The following is an 18,426-nucleotide window of genomic DNA, read 5'->3' as shown; positions in this document are numbered from 1 at the left end:
CCAACATTTATTATAGAACCAGTATTTTAGCGCGGAATCGTGAAAAGTTTTGATAGCCATAAGAAGTACGCTTGATAACTTTGGTTCGGTTGTTAATTCCTTCTACGAAGCCATTGGACAGATGTGGGTAAATGAAGGCATTGATGATTTCTGTTTCCCAGCGTCGGAAAGTGCCGATAGCTTTTATGAATTCTGGAAGCTGTTTGTCTTGTACGAGTTGATAGAAATCGTGTAAGGATTGACGAACGTCGTGGCGTTCTTGTGCTTTATTGGCATCAAACCAAGCCTGATAGGCTTCCTTGATGGTGTAGGCGGTTTGTAGATCAGGGTGCAAGCTTAAGTAACGGCGAATGATGCTTTTTTGCGCTGTGTCCAGCTTATGAGATCGCTTAAAAAGGAGTTTTTGTATGCGTTTGCCGTGCTTTCGATCTTTTTCTGAAAAATGTTGTTGAACACGAACGCGGACTTTATTCAGTGCCCAATAGATGTAGCGAGAGAAGTGGAAAGAATCGGCAATAATAACTGGTTTGTCAAGGGCTTGTTGCACGGCGTTTTTGAAGGTCGAACTCAAATCCATGATAACCATCTCTACCTGCTGCCCGCGTTCTCTTAAATAACGTTGAATGGTTTTGGCGCGACGGTTTTCTAAGATATCAATGGGGCGACGAGTCATGGGATCAGCGATAATGAGTTGAAATTTGCCTTTGTCGGTATCTCCCTTGAACTCATCGATAGCGATGACCTTAGGAAGAGAGACGGGAGGCGAGGAAAAGGTTTCTGTGCGCGCGTCGAATAGGCGCATAATTTTAGGTGCGGTTGTTCCAAATGTTTTAGCAGTATAGGTAAAGGACGGAGCGGAAATACTATGAAAAAGGGCCGCTTGGTGCCAAAGCGTTGAAAAACGCTGATAGCGTGCCACAAGTCCTTGATTTTTTTCATCAAATGATTTTCCGCAGGAACAAGCATATCTGCGTTTTCGATAGTGCACATAGACACGTTTTTCTGCGACTTTTAGATGTTGGAAAGTGTGCGTACGATAGTCTTTAATGCGATCTGTCCGTGTTTTACAAGAGGGGCAGGCATGTTTTTTTCGTTTTAGTTGGATATGAATGTGGCAGATATGATTTTCAATCGAATAATCAAGAAGTTGGATGTTTTTATTTTCTAAACCGATGAGTTGTATGATAAAATGGTCTGGCATGGTAATATCGCTCCTTTGGATTGGGTTTCGTCACTTTTATCTTAAAGGATTTTGATATTACTGTGTATTTTTTTGTCTTGAAATGAGAACAAAAAAATGCTGAAGTAGATTATTTTCTACCCCAACATTTATTATAGAACCTTTTTCTCATGATAGTTTTACGTAGGACTATCCAAATTCTCATTTTGTTTGTGTATTATAGAGAATGTAAAGCAAGGACAGCAATTAGTTTTATCCCCCTTTTTCTAATTGTGGTGTCCCTTAACAAACTCCTTTTTTTCGACCAGCCTCCCCTGCTGGTCGTTTTTTTATTTTACAATATAGCACAGGATTTCTTTGCAATTTTATACACAAAATACCTCAGCTTCTCCCTAACTTTTAAAGAATAGGTATGATTACCGTCTGAATCTCGCCTCCTAATAAATCATATGCTATCAGTAAAACGATATCTGTCCGGGTCTTAATGACGTTTTTTGCGTAGTATTGGAAGTCTGGTCCTGTTGTTGGCACATTGATAGTTGTTTGTTTTACATTATTAACGCTCAGGCTTATTCTTGCTACATCACCAGAGAATTGACCCTTGACGTAACTATCGGTACCAATCTGGAAAGAGTTCACTGTTACATTGCCATTTGTCGAAGTTACTGGTATCACTTTTGTGCTAACGACATTGCCAGCTTTGTTATAAGCAACTAGCTCGATAATATCTGTCACTTTTGTGATGTCTGTTTTCGCATAATATTTGATTGTGCCCTCTGTAACATTGACACGTTGTAGGGGCACTTTGTTTATTTGCAGCTCAACTTTTACAATACCTCCTGAGAATGTTCCTGTTACATAGCTGTCTTTACCAATCTTGAATGGCATAACAGTATCGATTTTCCCAGGAAGGCTGATACTGTTTAGAATGGTGACTTTTTTTGTGTCAAGGACTTTACCGACATTATCGTAGGCCGTCATTTGGGCGGTGTCATTTAGGTTACGAATCACGTTACTCGCATAATACTTAAAATCTGGCGAACTTACGCTGATTCTCGTACCTTCTATATTGTTGACTGTCAAACTGATTTTAGCCACATCACCGGAAAATTGTCCTGTTACATAGCTGTCTTCGCCAATCTTGAATGGCATAACAGTATCGATTTTCCCAGAAAAGCTGATACCGTTCAGGATGGCGACTTTTTTTGTGTCAAGAACTTTGCCGACATTATCGTAGGCTGTAAGTTGGACATTATCGTTTAGATTACAAATCACGTTATTTGCATAATACTTAAAGTCTGGCAAACTTACGCTGATTCTGGTACCTTCTATATTGTTGACTGTCAAACTAATTTTAGCCACGTCCCCGGAAAATTGTCCTGTTACATAGCTGTCAGTGCCAAGATAAAATGGGTTCATTGTGAGTTGTACGGGCATTGGTTTTTGCACGTTTACTTTTGTTTTTTGTAGCTCGTTGCCGTCTTTATCGTAGCCAATCATGTTGACTTCGTCGGTCAGCGCATTGATTTTACCTTTTGCGTAATATTGGTATGGGGAGCCGGTTGCGTTGATGATTTGTTGCAGTGTACCGTTTATTTCTAAAGCGATTTTTGCGACATCGCCAGTATACGTGCCTTTGACGTAGCTGTCTGCGCCAATGATAAAGTCGTTTGTTGTGATGGTTCCCGACGTTTTTCCTCTGTTTGCTAATAATTCTTTCGCTTTATTTAATTCATTTTGCAAAGTGGCTCTCGCTTCAACATCCGCTACAGCGTCTACTGCTTTTTGTGCAGCATCGATCGCTTTTTGATTCGTTTCTTTTTTAAGTGATGTCGCTGTTACATCATCGTTTGTAAATAAAGCTTGTACAGCTTTTGTTGCTACGTCTTCTTTTTGTGCTTGTTCTGCGGCTAGACCGTTATCGATCATCGGTCCCCAGTTATTTGTTTTAAAAGCGCGGACAGTTAATTTCACTTTTGCATCAAGAATTGTTCCTGGTGTGTATTTAGTTGCTTTGCTTGATACAACGCCGTCTGCTCCCATTGGATCGGTGCCGTCAGTTGTGTAATAAGCATCCGTTCCAGCATTTGGATTTTCTAAAATAACTCCCGTTCCACTTGGTACAACATTAACGTTTTGTAATGTATGCGCCATGCCGTATTTTGTCCACATTTCTAGGTTGTATTTCACGCGATCAGGGACTTGAGCTTGTACTTTTACTTGAGCCGCTAACCAATCGTTATACATCGTTTTTCTCGCACCCATGTATGCTGCGTCTAGTTTGTACGCCGCGTCGATTTGTTTTTTGTTTTCTAAGATCAGTTGTCTCACGTTTGCGACAGATAAAGGAGCACCCGCTGCACCCGCGAAATCGCCGTTTGCTGGACCGATCTGTTTTAAAACCTGATCTTTAACGAGCGTTTTGAACTCAAGGTTTCCAGCTGTTGCGACGGTACTACTATCACCTGATAAATTCCCGAACAAAACACCAGCACCGCGCCTTGAGTTGCCATCTGCCCATTTATAGCGGTACGTTCCGCCACCACCAGTGAAGACAGAAGAGCTTGTTCCTGTACCACCGTTATTATAAAAAGCGCCGTCTGTATCGTTAATATTGAACTTCATTTTCGTGCCATTCCCGTTTAGAATATCGTTGGAAACGACTGCGTCTACTTCTTGTTCTGTATCAGTGAACATGAATAGTATTTGTGTTTTGATTAAATCATCGACATCGACATAGTTTTTAAATTCTTGGAAGTTTTTCGCTGCTGCTACTGCTTTTACTTTTGATAAAATAGCTGTGTCGCCATCGCCAGTTTCTACGTGACCTGGTACAAAATAGCCATCTTGGAAGCGAATTTTTGTATAGTCATCATCGCTACCACCGAAGTACTCCTCAAACATTTTCTGGCTGAAATCTTCGCGCATCGTCTTTACACCCATATATTTACCGTTGTAATAGTAATGCACGTAATTGGCATGTAAAAAGATTTTATGCATTTGTTCGGCTAACGTGTTGGTTACTTTTTCATCGTAACGATTATAGCCGAGGTTGTAAATGTCATTCTGCGGACCATCTTGCCCCTCTTTAAGCTCTAGTTTGCTGAATTTCCCTACGACTGGGTATGCTTCACCAGGTATGGCATCGAAAAAGTTGTATTTAGCTTTTTTGCCGTTGAAATCGCGATGGAATTTAATTGCGACTCCGGAGTTGTATTGTGATACACTTGCTTGCCCGAATTTTTTAGCACCGGAAAAATTGAAATAATTCGTTCCTCCGGTACCCAGATGTGAATCTAGATATTCGAATGTACCGGGTGTATGTGTGGTTCCATTTAGATTTGTGGCATCACCAGTAACGGATACAACAGGAAAATCATCAATGGCTTGAGCGTACTCATCACTCGTAATCGTCGTTTTATACTGCCATTGGGAGCCTGATGTCACTTCATTTTTGTAGTTATCTCGCAAAATATACGTGTTCGAAAGTACGCCCGTATTCCCAGTTGCATCATCCCCATAAACTTTCACAACGGTTGTTTTGCTAATAGTCAATGGCCCAGTGTAAATCGTCCCTTTCGTTGCGCTCGGTTCACTACCATCTAACGTATATTTCAATGTGATACCAGCTTTAGAAGTGATGCTTAAGTCAAAACCAGTGTCATACATACCGCGATTTTTACTGAATTGTACAGCATAATTCGTCTGACCGTTATCATTCGACTTGCCTAACGTATCTGAGCTGAATAAAGTGAGGTTCTTACTCGCATCCGGTTGACGTCCGAATGACTGATTGTACGCTTGTTTTGTATATTTAATCGAGTCTACAGTTTTAAATTCAGAGCCGACTTTAGCCGATAAGATAACATCGCCACTACCGCCGATTTCAAAACTTAAGTGATTATTGCCGAGTTCCGTTGCTTTATCAGAGTACATGACGCGGTATCCTTTTGCGGGAATTACCAGATTGGAAAACTCGAATTTATCGAGCGTTTTCGCTTTATCTGTCAAATACATCCCTTTGTCTAAAATTACAGGGACATCGTTGTCATTGTATAGCTCGACCCACGCTTCTTTTGAGCTCGCGGTGCCTTCTGATGATAGTTCGTTGATGTAGACGTTTTTGATTTTATCTGGTGTTGTGAGTGCGCCTTCGATGCTCGGACCTTTGCCATTGTTTTTATATTTGATGATTAGACGGGCGGCACTTGCGTTTCCACCTTGATAGACGCTCCCAATATAGTTATCACCATCGACGCGGAATGCCATCGATTGCCCGTCTTTCCAACCAGTTAAACGGTTTTCGTCAATAATATCTTTTAAATTAGCTGTACGCACGATTTGATTGCCTGTTGTAAAAGCTGGCTGATTGTATTTCACAACCAAATTACTGTAAGCTCGCGATGTGATGTTTCCAGCTTGATTTTTGTAGATTTCTGGATTACCAAGCTCGGAGCGAACTTCCATATTGGAGCTTACTTTTGCTGCATTCGTTGCATACGTTGTGAATTCTAGGTAAGCATCTTCAATTTCTGCTGATTCTGGAATGCTGACATTGCCAAAACGGAAAGCTGAGATATCTTTGTAACCAGGTGTTAGATTAGTTGATGTGTACCCGCCGATTCTTAAATTCGAGTTTAGGTCGATTGATTTTGCTGTGCCATATTCTTCTGCATCGTCGTTTGCCGTCGCAACTTGACCGCTAAAATCGCCGTTTTCCGAGTAATATTCTAGTACTAATTTTGGAGCCATTGCTGCGCTTGATTCATAGGAACGCGCAACGAATGAACCTGTTTTGTCACCGCCAACTTTGAATACGAGATTTTTCATGGAAGGAGTTCCTTCACGCATCTCATTGATAACTTCTGTCAGATCACCTGTATTGACAAGATCATTAACAGCTACTTTTTCAGGTGTTGTAGATTTTGCGACAGTAGTTGTCAGTTTACGACTATCAAATGAAGCCACGGTAGCCGCGAAAGCATCACCATTTCCGACTTCCCCTGAAACCGTCAAATTCGTTGGTGCGCCTGAGGCTGTGAGTGTTGTGAAGGCAATATATGCTTTCGTAATCACGGCATCTGCTGGGATCGATACATTCGCAAAACGCACAAATGTAGCTTGTGGCGTGGTAGTTAAGAGTCCGTGTAAATTAAGCGCAGTGCTTGTTAAATTAACCGCTGTAGCCGTAACACCCGCGTCATCCGTTCCAGCTTTGATGCTATATTCTTTCTTCGCTAACGGTACTTGGTCCGCATCTTCACGAATCGAATACGTAAATGTCTGCACACCACTATTTTGTTTTGCGTTATAAGCATATGCTTTTACTGTTGTGTTTTTATCGATGGTAAACGCTTTTGTATACGTAGTTCCATTAGTTTCACTCGGTGTAGAGCCATCTGTCGTATACTTAATCGTGTTGACGGCATCACTTGCGAGAGTTAAGTCAAAAGCTTTCGCATAAAAACCAGTTTTTTGGCTGGCTGTAACCGTAACGATTTGCGTAGCATCATTATTGGATCGCTCATAAGTCCCCTGTTTAAAAGTCACTAAATCTGCTTCGCCATCGTTAATACGCCCTATTGTCTCGTTAAAACTCATTTCTCGAACATTGAACGAGTCGATAGTATGAAAACTGTCATTGTATTTTGTAGATAAATATAGTTTTGTAGCCCGGTTGCCCAATGTGAAATTAGCTGAAGCATTATTTTGTGTCCCATCTGCTTTCACAATGCGGTATCCTTTTGCTGGAATATAGAAGTTTTTCAACTCTGATTTACCTAAAGTAGCTGCATCATCTGATAAGAAAACATCCTTCCCAATGAATACAGGCACATCGTTATTATTATAAATTTCGATCCAACCAGCACTTTGGACATCTGTTCCCATACTCGCAACTTCGTTAATAAAAATATTTTTCATATTCATAGGGTCTTTTATAACGTCTGCTCCGATCGCATCCTGTTCACTATATGAATATTTAATAACAAGTTTTGGTTGATAAGCTGCGGCAGAACCACCTTGATAAACCGTTCCAATATAATTGTCACCATCGACGCGAAATGCAAGTGCATTACCATTTTGCCAGCCCATTAGGCGTGTTTCATCGATGATATTTTTAAGATTTGGTGTTCGAATGACTTGGTTCGCTACTGTAAACGATGGCTGCTGGTATTGAATGGTTGATGCAGTATAATTACGCGTACTAATATTTCCAGCAACATTCGTATAAGCAACTGGATTCCCTAGTTCTGCTGCAATCGACATATTAGCCACACGATTTGCCACCGTAGCTTTCGTCGTGAATTCCAAATAGGCATCGTCAATTTTCGCATTTTCTGGGAGCGTTACATTCGCAAAACGGAACGCCGAGAGATCTTTATAGGCTGGTGTCAGAGTCGTTGATGTGTAACCACCAATTTTCATTTCTGCATTCAACTCTATCGCTTTGTTCACACCGTACTCTTCGGCATCGTCAGACGTACTGCTAATTTTCGCTGTATAATCTGCGGATGGTGATGTATACTCTACGATAAGTTTCGGCGCCATCGCTGCGTTTGAATCATAAGAACGCATCACAAAAGAACCTAGTTTGCTACCTTCTATTTTGAATACATAATTTTGTATATCAGTCGAATTAGATCGCATTTCATTTAGAACAGAAGTAATATCTGTTGTATTAAAAATCGTATTCGTCGCTACTACAGGTGTCGTCATGCTCACTGCTGCATTTGTAAATTTTCGATTTGTAAATGAAGCCACTGTATTCGTGAATTCTGCTTGACTACCGACCTCACCAGTCAAACTAATCGTTGTTGATTGGCTTGCAGAGGAAGCATCACGCGTCGTAAATGAAAGATACGCATTTGATATTTTCGCATCGACTGGCAATTCTACATCAGAAAAACGTAAATAAGTCGCTTGAGGCACGCCACTCACTACACCGTGTAAATCAAGACCAGTACTCGTTAAATTAACGGATGAAGCGCTAACTTCAGCATCTTCTGTCCCTTTCTTAATTTGAAACTCTTTTTTCTGTGCAAATGTCGGTTCCGCATTTTCAGTTTTAATAGGTACTGTTGTTTCTGCAAAAGCAACGATATTCCCGAGAGAAGTCGGTACCATTAAGGCGGCAATCATTGCCACCGATAAAATTTTTAATCCAAATTTCTTGTTCATTTTCATGTTTGTAATTATAACTACTTTATGCATAATATATTTATGATGAGCAGTTATTTCCTCCTTCATTTAATTAGAATTTTTTCTTTTTCATCGCACTTGTGTTGCACCATAATCTCACAAAAATATTTTTGATTCACTTTTCATACATGTTATCTTTCTTATTGCTGTAGAATCATTCATTTCAGAATACGCTTAGAGTAGTAGTAAATTTCAAACACCTCATTTGTACTTTTTTGATTTAAAAATGGCTTTACTTTATTTTCTGTTCCTACTCTTATCTTACCTTCCTCACATAGGCCAAGTCAGCAAAATATTCGTTTTTTTTTACTGTGAAAATAACTGTTCACAAAAATGACATCCACTCTTCTTGAAAAACAGAAGAGAATCAATATTCATCATTATGTATTTTTATTCATTTATAAACAAATAAAAAAGACGAAAAAACAGCATATTTGTCCTTTTTAAATGACAATTGCTAATTCCTTCGCCTTCTTTATTATTAGTGTTTACATATGTTCCAATCGCTCAATCCGACTTGTAATTGGAGGATGGGAATCAAACCAACCAGCCTTTTCTTTCGTCTTCTTTTCTCCTTTTGAAGGAGTTGTGAAGTAGATCGATTCGGAAGCCGCACTTGGCTGTTTCATCTTCGTCGTGTCGCCACCAATTTTGCGCAAGGCGTCGGCTAAACCAACTGGGTTCCGCGTCAGCTCAATCGCCGTTGCGTCTGCCAGATACTCGCGGTTACGGCTGAGCGCGAATTGAATTGCTGTTGCAATGATCGGCGCTAATATAACAAAGATCAGCGCAACGATATAGATAATGGCCTGTGCACCGCCACCACCGTTGTTATCGTTACTCTTCCTGTTATTATTACCACCCGTGATACTACCCCAAAAGAGCATACGCATCGCTAAATCCGATAGAATAGCAACAACAGCAACAAGGGCAATCGCGATCGTAGAAAGACGAATATCGTAATTACGAATATGCGCAATCTCATGGGCGATAACTCCTTCAAGCTCGTAGCGTTCTAATTTATTTAGCAAACCACGTGTAACAGCAACCGCACCCTTTTCAGGCGAAATTCCCGTTGCAAAAGCGTTCGGACTCGGGTCCTCCACAATGTAGACTTTCGGCATTGGAATTCCAGCTACCATCGCCATGCTCTCCACTGTATCCCAAAGTACTGGTTCTTGATCTTTTGACGTGACTTCTTTTGCCCGATTCATTGTCATAACGACCTTCGAACTTGAAAAAATCATAATCGCGATATAAATAGCGCCAATCACAGCCGCCATAATCAGACCGTTCAAGTAGTTATTATAAACCAAAATCCCGATCGCACATCCAACCAGCATCACAAAAATGAAGAATCCTAAAACAATGAACACTGTCTTACGCTTATTAGCCGCTATTTGTTCAAATAACATGGCGCATTCTTCCTCTCAGTGTTTTAGAATTGAACTTTTGGAACCACTTTTTCTTCTTCCGGTGTTGCAAGCATGTCGCGTTTAGTAAACCCGCCCATTTTAGCAACAATGTTAGAAGGTACAGATTCAATTTTTGTGTTGTATGTCATGACTGTTGTGTTGTAAAGTTGACGTGAATAAGCCACTTTGTTTTCTGTTGTTGCTAATTCGTGTTGCAATTCGATAAATGACGTGTTCGCTTTTAAATCTGGGTAAGATTCAGCCAAAGCAAATACAGATTTCAGCGCGCCTGTTAGCATATTGTCTGCTTCCATTTGTTCGCTGCGACCGTCTGCTGGGGCTTGCGTCATCATACTACGAGCTTCCACCACTTTCGCAAGCGTTTCTTTCTCATGTGACGCATAACCTTTGACCGTTTCAATTAAATTCGGAATTAAATCGAAGCGACGTTTCAGTTGCACATCAATTTGTGCCCATGTTTCTTCCACTCTGTTGCGATATTTTACAAGGCTGTTATACAGTCCGAAATAAATCAAGACAAGTATGACAACAACCGCAATAGCAATAATCCATCCTATCATGTTCATACAACTCCTTCTTGTGTTTGTTACTATTATACCAGCGTTTCTATGGAATCACAATCATTCGCGAGTCGTAAGTTATTAAAAAAGTTCACTATACCTCAGCGAATCAACGAACACTTATCTCCGTCGTTAAAATCTGAGGGTATGGTGAACTCGGAATAGCTTGCGTTAAAATATAATTTATTTTGAAGCTTTGACCCGTTTCTTAGCCACGCGCTCTTCTTTTTTCTTACGCATAAAATAAAATTCTTCAACTGGATGTTCCACGACCATTTTCACCGTCATCATCGCATTTGGTGCGCGATCAATCGACTCATCATTTTCGTTCCAAAGCTCCGTCACAACTTGCTTAAAGCCCACTTCACCTGGTCCGTAAAACTCGATTTCCTCGCCCACGCCAAAGTTATTGCGCTGTTGTAGCGTCGCGATTTTCGTTTCTGGATCGTATGCCAAAACTTGCGCCGCGAAAGCATATTGTGGAATCTTGCGTGTTTTTCCAAATAACTGCTCGTCTTCGGTTGGCTCTTGATAGAAGAAACCAGTCGACAACTCGCGCTGTGCTACTTTCCAAAGCTCCTCTTCCCAAGCAGGATCGAACACAAAATTATCAGGATCAGCACAATAAGCATCCACCACTTTGCGATATACACTTGCTACTGTAGAAACGTAATGAATCGACTTCATCCGTCCTTCAATTTTCAAACTATCCACGCCTGCTTCGACCATATCAGGAATGAAGCGGATCATCGACAAATCGACGGCGCTCATGGAAAATGGCTCTTCACCTTCTTCTACGATATTACGCGGCATACCGTTATCGATTTCAAAAAGATCATATTTCCAACGACAACTTTGCGCACAACCACCGCGGTTTGCATCACGATTTGCCATATGATTCGACAGCGTACAACGTCCAGAATACGAAATACACATCGCACCATGAATGAACGCTTCCATCTCAACATCCGTATTTTGACCAATTTCCTGAATCTCACTCATGCTCACTTCACGCGCTAAAACAACGCGCTCCAAGCCTTGTTGCTTCCAAAATTCAAGCGTTTTGTAATTCGTTGCCGACGCTTGTGTTGACAAATGCACGGGAAGTCCTGGCGCATCCGCAAAACAAATACTGATCAACGCTGGGTCCGACACGATAACCGCGTCAATCCCGATATCCCGCAACGTTCGGAAAAACTCGCCAGCGCCTTCTGTATCACCGTCATGCGCGACCATATTCGCCGCCACATACACTTTCGCATCACGTGCATGCGCAAACGCCACGCCCTCTTCCATCTCCTCATACGAGAAGTTTCCAGCTCGCGAACGAAGCCCGAAAGCCTGTCCACCAATATATACAGCGTCCGCACCATAGCGAATCGCAATTTTTAATTTCTCTAAATTTCCCGCCGGCGCTAAAACTTCCGGTTTCTTTGTAATTTTTCTCATAAAAATGCCCTCCTATTTTACCTCGTCTGGTTGTTTCAAAAAGAATCCTGTTCCTAGTACACGCGTTGCCGGTTGTAATCTCGCTAATTTATTCACAAAATTCTCCGCAACAAAATCGCCCGCTTCAAGCGCTTCTTTTGCCTTCACGAAGAGTGCTACAATCGCGACAAAATCCTCGCCTGGCAATAACACACCATCCAGCTTCCACGTTTTGAGTCCAGCGTTATACACACGCTCCAAATACGGCATCAACGACAAATCCTCCGTTGAAAAAATATGCGTCCCATTCTCATCCTCATAAATTGGCAACTGACTATCCGCATCATTTGGCTCACGCAAATAAAGCCCGCGCTCTTTCGACGTATCATCTTTTATTTCTACAATGTTTTGGTAATTAGTCACGAGCTTCCGTTTCGATTGGTGAATACACGTTGGTCCGTATACTTGCACCTCGATTGGAACATCCATTTTAGCCGTGATCGCCTCAAGTTCAATCAGCGTTAATTCACGTGCCATGACAGCCCCAACTGCCCCTTGTTTCACCCAAAAATCCACCTGTTCCGCGCTCGTCACAAACGTTTGTGCATCATAGATAAACGGTAAATCAAGCTTCATTTCATGTAACATAAAAACAACACCTGGGTCCCCTACAGTAATGGCGTCTACCTTTATGTTAGATAGTTCACGTAAATAAGCAGGTAAATCTTTCAAATGCTCATTGTGCATGAGTGCATTCACGGCCACTAAGACCTTTTTCCCTGCCTGGTGCGCTTTGTTAGTTATTTCACTAATTTCGGCGAGCGTCAATGATTGCGGCATTCGCAGTCCAAATCGACTTCCTCCGACGTATAGCGTGTCTACCCCCGCGCCCAGCAACAATTCAGCTTGCAATACCGACTCTGCCGTGGCAATAATATTCATGTTTATCTCTCCTTTGATCTGTTTAAAACTTACTTGATTAGATTAACACAGTTCCCCCTAAGCATCAAGAGCTTATAAAAAAAAGAACCTACCTAATAAAAGATAAGTTCGCGCGTCTCTATTCCTGTTCCTCTTCCCGTTCAATCCGTTCGATTCGGAGCAGTCGCATCATCGGTCGATAATTTTGGCTGATCAATCCTAAAACCTCTACGAAAAACTCGCCCACGATGAGCAATACAAAGATTAGCAGGAATGATCCCCAAAATGTCGACATTGTGAAAATGAGTGCAAATAATGAGAACAAAGCTGAAATCGCATAAATTAAAATCACTGTTTGGCGATGCGTAAACCCGAGCTTCATTAAGCTATGATGCAAATGTGATTTATCTGCCATCGCGATTGGTGTTCTGTGTACAATACGACGAATAATCGCCAAAATTGTATCGAAAATCGGCACCCCTAAAATCAAGATCGGCACAATCAGCGAAATAAACGTGACATTTTTGAATCCCATCAGCGAAAGAATAGCAATAATATAACCTAAGAATAACGCGCCCGTATCTCCCATGAAAATTTTAGCAGGATAGAAGTTATACGGTAAGAAACCAAGTGTTGAGGCAACAAGTACCGCCGTAATCATAATAACAATCGGGTCGCCCATCACAAACGCCATCCCCATGATCGTCAGAAGCGCGATCGTCGAGACCCCAGCAGCAAGCCCATCCAAGCCATCGATGAGATTAATCGCATTCGTAATCGCGACAATCCAAAGCAACGTCAGCGGAATCGCCATAAATCCAAAATGTATCTCGCCACCAAATGGTAAATTGATGAAGGTAATATTAATACCGCCCCAAAAAACAATAATCCCAGCAGCAATCAACTGCCCAATCAATTTATAGCGTGCCTTCAACTCCAGAATATCGTCCAACATCCCAGTAATTGCGATCACACTGACGCCAATAACAAGCGGCCACAAAAGCGATTTATCAATTGGCAACAGGAACATCCCAATTAAAAACGCAACAAAAATAGCGACCCCACCAAGACTCGGTATCGGCACCACATTAATCCGTCTCTTATCTGGTTTATCCGTTATATCAAATTTAATGACAATCCGTCTCACAATAGGCGTCAAAAGAAGTGCGGCCAAAAAACATATCAAAACAATGGTCCACATAACTCCTCGTCCCCTTCTCAAAATAGCTCATTTTTATATATGTAAAACACGACGCAATATACCATCACGTCCACCAAAAGTCCACACAATTTGAATCCTATCCCACCAATTATACCCACAAATCAAAAAAAACACAATCAAAATCCTGTTTCCATCCAGAATCACCGATCCGAAGCGTCATATACAACTCCCAATGCTGCTTTTCTAAGAAGTCCTGCCACACTTTTGTTCACCTACCCATCAGACTTTCAAATCATCCCTAAAAACCACGTAATCTTTCCTAATACACTGAACCCAAAAGGACCAACAAATGCTTGGTTGCTAGGCAAAAATGAGCACCGAAGCGGAACGTACGAATTGTGCGAGAGCATCGGAGCGGAATTTTTAATGACGTAAATGAGCGTTTGTCGCCCCTTTTGGAGCCAAATTCTCATGGAATATTAATGACAAGTTTCCCACTATGTAGTAAAATGGGAAGTGACAGAAATTTCACTAGAGAGGTTGAGACGCAAATGCGCGCTGAAAAACGCACAAAGACAAAAAAGAAACGCAAAGGTCTAAGAATTTTCCTGTGGATTGTTTTAGGTATTTTCTTAGTTTTAGGAGGCATTGTTGGATATGCTGTGTACCAAACAAAGTCAACCATGGATACAATATATGAGCCTGTAGCAGGCAAAACAGCAAAACCAGTTGATCTTGATGGGAACAACCCGTTCTCCGTCCTAATTCTAGGTATTGACCAACGTGAAGGCGATGTCGGTCGTTCTGATACAACAATGGTCGCAACGGTCAATGGAACAACGAATAAAGCACAAATGTTAAGTATTCCTCGTGATACACGTGCTGAAATTATTGGACATAACTCCACAAACAAAATCAATGCTGCCTATGCTTATGGTGGCGTGAAAATGGCGGAAGATACTGTAACGAACTTTTTAAATGGTATTCCGATTAACTACTATATCAAAATCAACATGGAAGGCCTGAAAGATTTGGTCGACGCTGTTGGTGGTGTTGAAGTTTACAACGACATGGACATCAGCCTGAAAGATAAAGAATTTAAAAAAGGTAATGTAACACTTAACGGTACAGATGCCTTAGCTTATGTTCGTATTCGTAAAACAGATGCGCGTGGTGACTTTGGTCGTCAAATGCGTCAACAAGAAGTGATCCAAGCGGTTGTTGAGAAAGTTGCAACGACACAAACACTGTGGAACTTCGATGAGATCTTGTCTGCCGTTGGTAAGAACATGCAAACCGATTTAACCATGACAGATATTACTCGTATTGCCAAAAACTATATTTCCGCACGTAATAATGTAGAAAATATGACAGTTGCTGGTGATGGCGGTAAATCTGATGGTATTTGGTACTACAATGTATCCGATGCAGAACGTCAGAAACTACACGATTCTCTAGCGAAAAACTTAGAGTTGGAATAAAGATTAAGAAGAAGCTCCTGCGTGACTGGGAGCTTCTTTTTCTGTATTAAGGGTTATCTCCTGCTTTGGCATGTCGCTTTTTGTGCCAGATTTTGTAGACATTTGTCAGGCTAAAATAGTTAGCTTGATGTATTGTGAGGACTAGGACAATTCCAACCGCGAGTTGCAATGGATAAATATAAATCATATCTGCCAACCAGTAGTTGATCCCCATGAAAATGCCGGAGACTAAGGCTGGTAAAGTAAGTATCCCTGTGATTAATCCAAGGCCAACGAGGAGCTCGCCCCACGGAATCAAAATGTTGAACAATCCTGTGTTAGGAGCCACTACGGTTTCCATGAATGTTTTGTACCAATCTGGTGAGTCTGTGTTGGCTAGAACGCTTGGCACGAGTCCAGAAATATCGAATTTGGCTTGAATCTTGAACCAGCCTTCGTGAAACCAGCTGAACCCGAGACAGATCCGAATAATCGAGAATAAGACGTTCGCGCTTTGTTTGATGATACGCATCAGGACCCACTCCTTAGCTGTTTAGCGGTGCTTGACCAAATACTTCATGCGCTTTTTCGCAGTAGATCACGGCCGTATTGTAGTCTGCTGTTTCAACGCCTGTCAACGAGAAGTTTTGCTCCGCCGCTTTTAGATCGATTTTTGAGATTTCTTTGCCGGTTTTAATATCGCCATCTTTTGTTAAATACACGTGCAAATCAGGACCTTCATCGGTTTTGAAGTTCATCAATTTCAAGTCATCGCCGTCGATCGTCGCTGTTCCGCTCACTTTATGCGCACCTTCCCCGCTGAGCGCCGCCATCAACGGTACTTTCTCGTTCGCTTTCATCATGTTGTCTTTTTTGTTTGTCATCGCTGACTTCGTGTCGTCTTTTTTGTCGTCTTTGCTTGATGAATCCGCGCCTCCACATGCTGCCAATACCAATGTCGAACCTAGCGCTACTGTTAAAATTGCTGCTTTTACTTTCATTATTTTTACCTCTCTTCGTTATTATTTTCTACTTTCTCATCATAACAACGAAAGATATGGTAACGTTTACGTGTTTCTTAGTTATTTCTTAATTTTTTCACGATCAGGGGTAAAATGATCATGAAAGCGTATAAAGCGATCGCCGTGTAAAATTGCCAATCGAGACGACCAAGTGAAGAACCGAGGAAATTGAGGACAAATGCGCCTGGAATAATGCCGAGATACGTTGCTGCAGCATAATCGCGCGTCCGCACCGAGCTGAGGCCCATCGAATAATTGATGCTATCAAAAGGAAAAAGTGGGATGAGTCGCAAATATAGCACGACTAAAAAACCATTTTCGCCAAGTTTATGATCGAATTTTTCAAGTTTTTTCCCTTGAATGAGGCGTTCGATTTTATCTTTTCCGAGTTTACGGGCAATCCAGAACGCTAGAAGTGCTCCAGTTCCAGCGCCAATCACATCTAGAATCGTGCCTTGTACCGCGCCGAATGTGTAGCCACCGAAAAGTGTGAGCGGGGTTGCGGGAAATAATACGAGTGGGCGCAGAATATAGGTAATCACGTAAAGAATTTTGCCCCAAATGCCCATATCGCGCACGACTTTACTAAGTTCCGCTACGTTGAAACTATCAACAATTCCGAGTTTATAAATGACTAGAAAACCAGTGATTACAAACACCACAAATAAAATAATGCCGCGCCATTCTTGCCAAAATTTCTTCATGATAACCCCCTCCATTTGATGATTTTGCGAATAAGTCGTTGTAAAATTGGTTTTTCGAGTTTTTCGGTGAGTAATTGATCCGATATATTTTTCAGGATTTCTGATTTGGTTGGGTACGGGTAGATTGGTTTGGATAGGTCTGTGAGTTTGGCGCCTGTGGATTTGAGCAGCGCCACTTGTTGCATGACTGTTGAGATATCCGTTCCGATTGCCTCCGCGTGAACGATTTTTGCCTTGGTGTCGATGCCGATTTTGACGAGAGCTTCTGGTTCGTTGTCGGTTTTGAAACGATCGATGTTGGCGCCTGATGCAGATAGAATTCTGTTTGTTTTTTGTGTCGATGCGAGCTGATAAATTTCTGGTTTTGTATAAATCACCGAAGCAAGTGTGCTGTAGTTTACTTTGCTAAAATTGCCGAATGCGATGTTTGTGAGGGCGATTCGAGCTTCGGCGCCACCTGCATGTGTGAGACTTGGACTTTTGATCACGTCCCCGATTGCATAAATATGTGGTGTCGTCGTTTGTAGATAGGGATTCGTATCGATTTTTGTGTCGTAAGCAATGCCGGTCTGTTCCAATCCAAGCATATCGATATTCGCTATTTGTCCCGCTGCAAAAAGGATTTTTTCGACGATCAGTGTTTTTTCTACCCCTGATTCTGTGATTTTAAGGCTGATTTCGTCTTTATTAAGGCGAGTCGCTTCGGTTAGCACGCTGTTTAGATGAATATCTAAATTTAGTTTTTGCAAGGCAATATCCGCGATATCACGGCTAAAATGTTTTAAAAATTCAGTATTATGATCAAAAATCGTAATTTCAACGCCGATGTTTTGCAAAGCTTGCCCAAGTTCGAGTCCGACTGGTCCAGCGCCAATAACCACCATTTTGCGTGGAAGTTTTGCCATCTGGAACAGCGTCTCATTTGTTTCATACATCGCATCCTCAAGCCCCGCCACACTCGGAACCCTTGGGCGCGAACCCGTCGCAATAATGAACTTTTTCGCGCTGAGTTCTTGCTCCCCAACCGCGATCCGGTGCGCATCTAGAAAACGCGCTTTTCCAATGTAAACCGTTGTGCCGATTTCTTCAAAACGTGGAACGCTGTCATGCACTTGAATCTCGGCGATCACGTCCCTTATTTTCGCCTGAATTTCCGTCCACTCCGTTGTTTCCTGCGCCATATGTAGCAGCGTTTTCGAAGGAACACAGCCAAAATGAAGACAATCGCCACCCATATTTGCGTCTGCATTAACCACCGCGACATCAACGCCAAGTCGCGCCAAGCCAGCCGTAGCATAGAGTCCCGCCGCGCCGCCGCCAATCACAATCACCTGATGATGCTTTTTCATCGTC

12 protein-coding genes are annotated in these 18,426 nt (G+C 41.8%); 1 reads left to right on the top strand and 11 read right to left on the bottom strand.

The genetic code is table 11. The annotated features are described in order from the left end of the window. Positions 1-10 precede the first annotated feature (10 nt). The 7 genes from UE46_RS05580 to UE46_RS05550 all read right to left on the bottom strand — a co-directional run bounded on the left by UE46_RS05580 (position 11) and on the right by UE46_RS05550 (position 13,926). Complete coding sequence (locus UE46_RS05580) at positions 11-1,201, bottom strand: ISL3 family transposase (protein ID WP_118907464.1); 1,191 nt, start codon at positions 1,199-1,201, stop codon at positions 11-13. A 378-nt stretch (positions 1,202-1,579) separates the two neighbouring features. Further along, positions 1,580-8,392, bottom strand: a complete 6,813-nt coding sequence (locus UE46_RS05575) for an immunoglobulin-like domain-containing protein (RefSeq protein WP_036058684.1) — start codon at positions 8,390-8,392, stop codon at positions 1,580-1,582. A gap of 476 nt (positions 8,393-8,868) precedes the next feature. Continuing rightward, positions 8,869-9,795: a zinc metalloprotease HtpX gene (gene htpX, locus UE46_RS05570; protein WP_036058682.1), complete on the bottom strand. Its 927-nt coding sequence runs from the start codon at positions 9,793-9,795 to the stop codon at positions 8,869-8,871. Positions 9,796-9,818: 23 nt separating this feature from the next. Continuing rightward, a complete protein-coding gene (locus UE46_RS05565) occupies positions 9,819-10,376 on the bottom strand; it encodes a LemA family protein (RefSeq protein WP_036058681.1) in 558 nt (185 codons plus the stop codon). Positions 10,377-10,559: 183 nt separating this feature from the next. Then, positions 10,560-11,825: a peptidase U32 family protein gene (locus tag UE46_RS05560; RefSeq protein ID WP_036058680.1), complete on the bottom strand. Its 1,266-nt coding sequence runs from the start codon at positions 11,823-11,825 to the stop codon at positions 10,560-10,562. Between the two features lie 12 nt (positions 11,826-11,837). Beyond that, positions 11,838-12,746: a peptidase U32 family protein gene (locus UE46_RS05555; protein ID WP_036058679.1), complete on the bottom strand. Its 909-nt coding sequence runs from the start codon at positions 12,744-12,746 to the stop codon at positions 11,838-11,840. A gap of 118 nt (positions 12,747-12,864) precedes the next feature. Continuing rightward, complete coding sequence (locus UE46_RS05550) at positions 12,865-13,926, bottom strand: glycosyltransferase family 4 protein (RefSeq protein ID WP_036058677.1); 1,062 nt, start codon at positions 13,924-13,926, stop codon at positions 12,865-12,867. Positions 13,927-14,570: 644 nt separating this feature from the next. Between UE46_RS05550 and UE46_RS05545 the strand changes: the two genes are divergently transcribed. Continuing rightward, positions 14,571-15,368, top strand: coding sequence for an LCP family glycopolymer transferase (locus UE46_RS05545; protein ID WP_233230992.1), 798 nt, complete (start codon positions 14,571-14,573; stop codon positions 15,366-15,368). A 46-nt stretch (positions 15,369-15,414) separates the two neighbouring features. Here UE46_RS05545 and UE46_RS05540 read toward each other — a convergent pair whose 3' ends face one another. From UE46_RS05540 to UE46_RS05525, 4 genes are all read right to left on the bottom strand, one after another. Beyond that, positions 15,415-15,879, bottom strand: coding sequence for a DoxX family protein (locus tag UE46_RS05540; RefSeq protein ID WP_036058675.1), 465 nt, complete (start codon positions 15,877-15,879; stop codon positions 15,415-15,417). A gap of 13 nt (positions 15,880-15,892) precedes the next feature. Further along, positions 15,893-16,348: a DM13 domain-containing protein gene (locus UE46_RS05535; RefSeq protein WP_036058674.1), complete on the bottom strand. Its 456-nt coding sequence runs from the start codon at positions 16,346-16,348 to the stop codon at positions 15,893-15,895. 77 nt (positions 16,349-16,425) lie between these two features. Beyond that, positions 16,426-17,073 (bottom strand): TVP38/TMEM64 family protein, encoded by a 648-nt coding sequence (locus UE46_RS05530; protein WP_036058672.1) that lies wholly within the window; start codon positions 17,071-17,073, stop codon positions 16,426-16,428. Beyond that, a complete protein-coding gene (locus UE46_RS05525; RefSeq protein WP_036058671.1) occupies positions 17,070-18,422 on the bottom strand; it encodes a dihydrolipoyl dehydrogenase family protein in 1,353 nt (450 codons plus the stop codon). The genes UE46_RS05530 and UE46_RS05525 overlap by 4 nt, the downstream gene beginning before the upstream one ends. Between the last annotated feature and the right edge of the window lie 4 nt (positions 18,423-18,426).

Origin of the sequence: Listeria weihenstephanensis, assembly GCF_003534205.1 — a bacterium.
Lineage (GTDB): Bacteria > Bacillota > Bacilli > Lactobacillales > Listeriaceae > Listeria_A > Listeria_A weihenstephanensis.
This window is presented reverse-complemented; position numbering and strand designations above follow the sequence as displayed.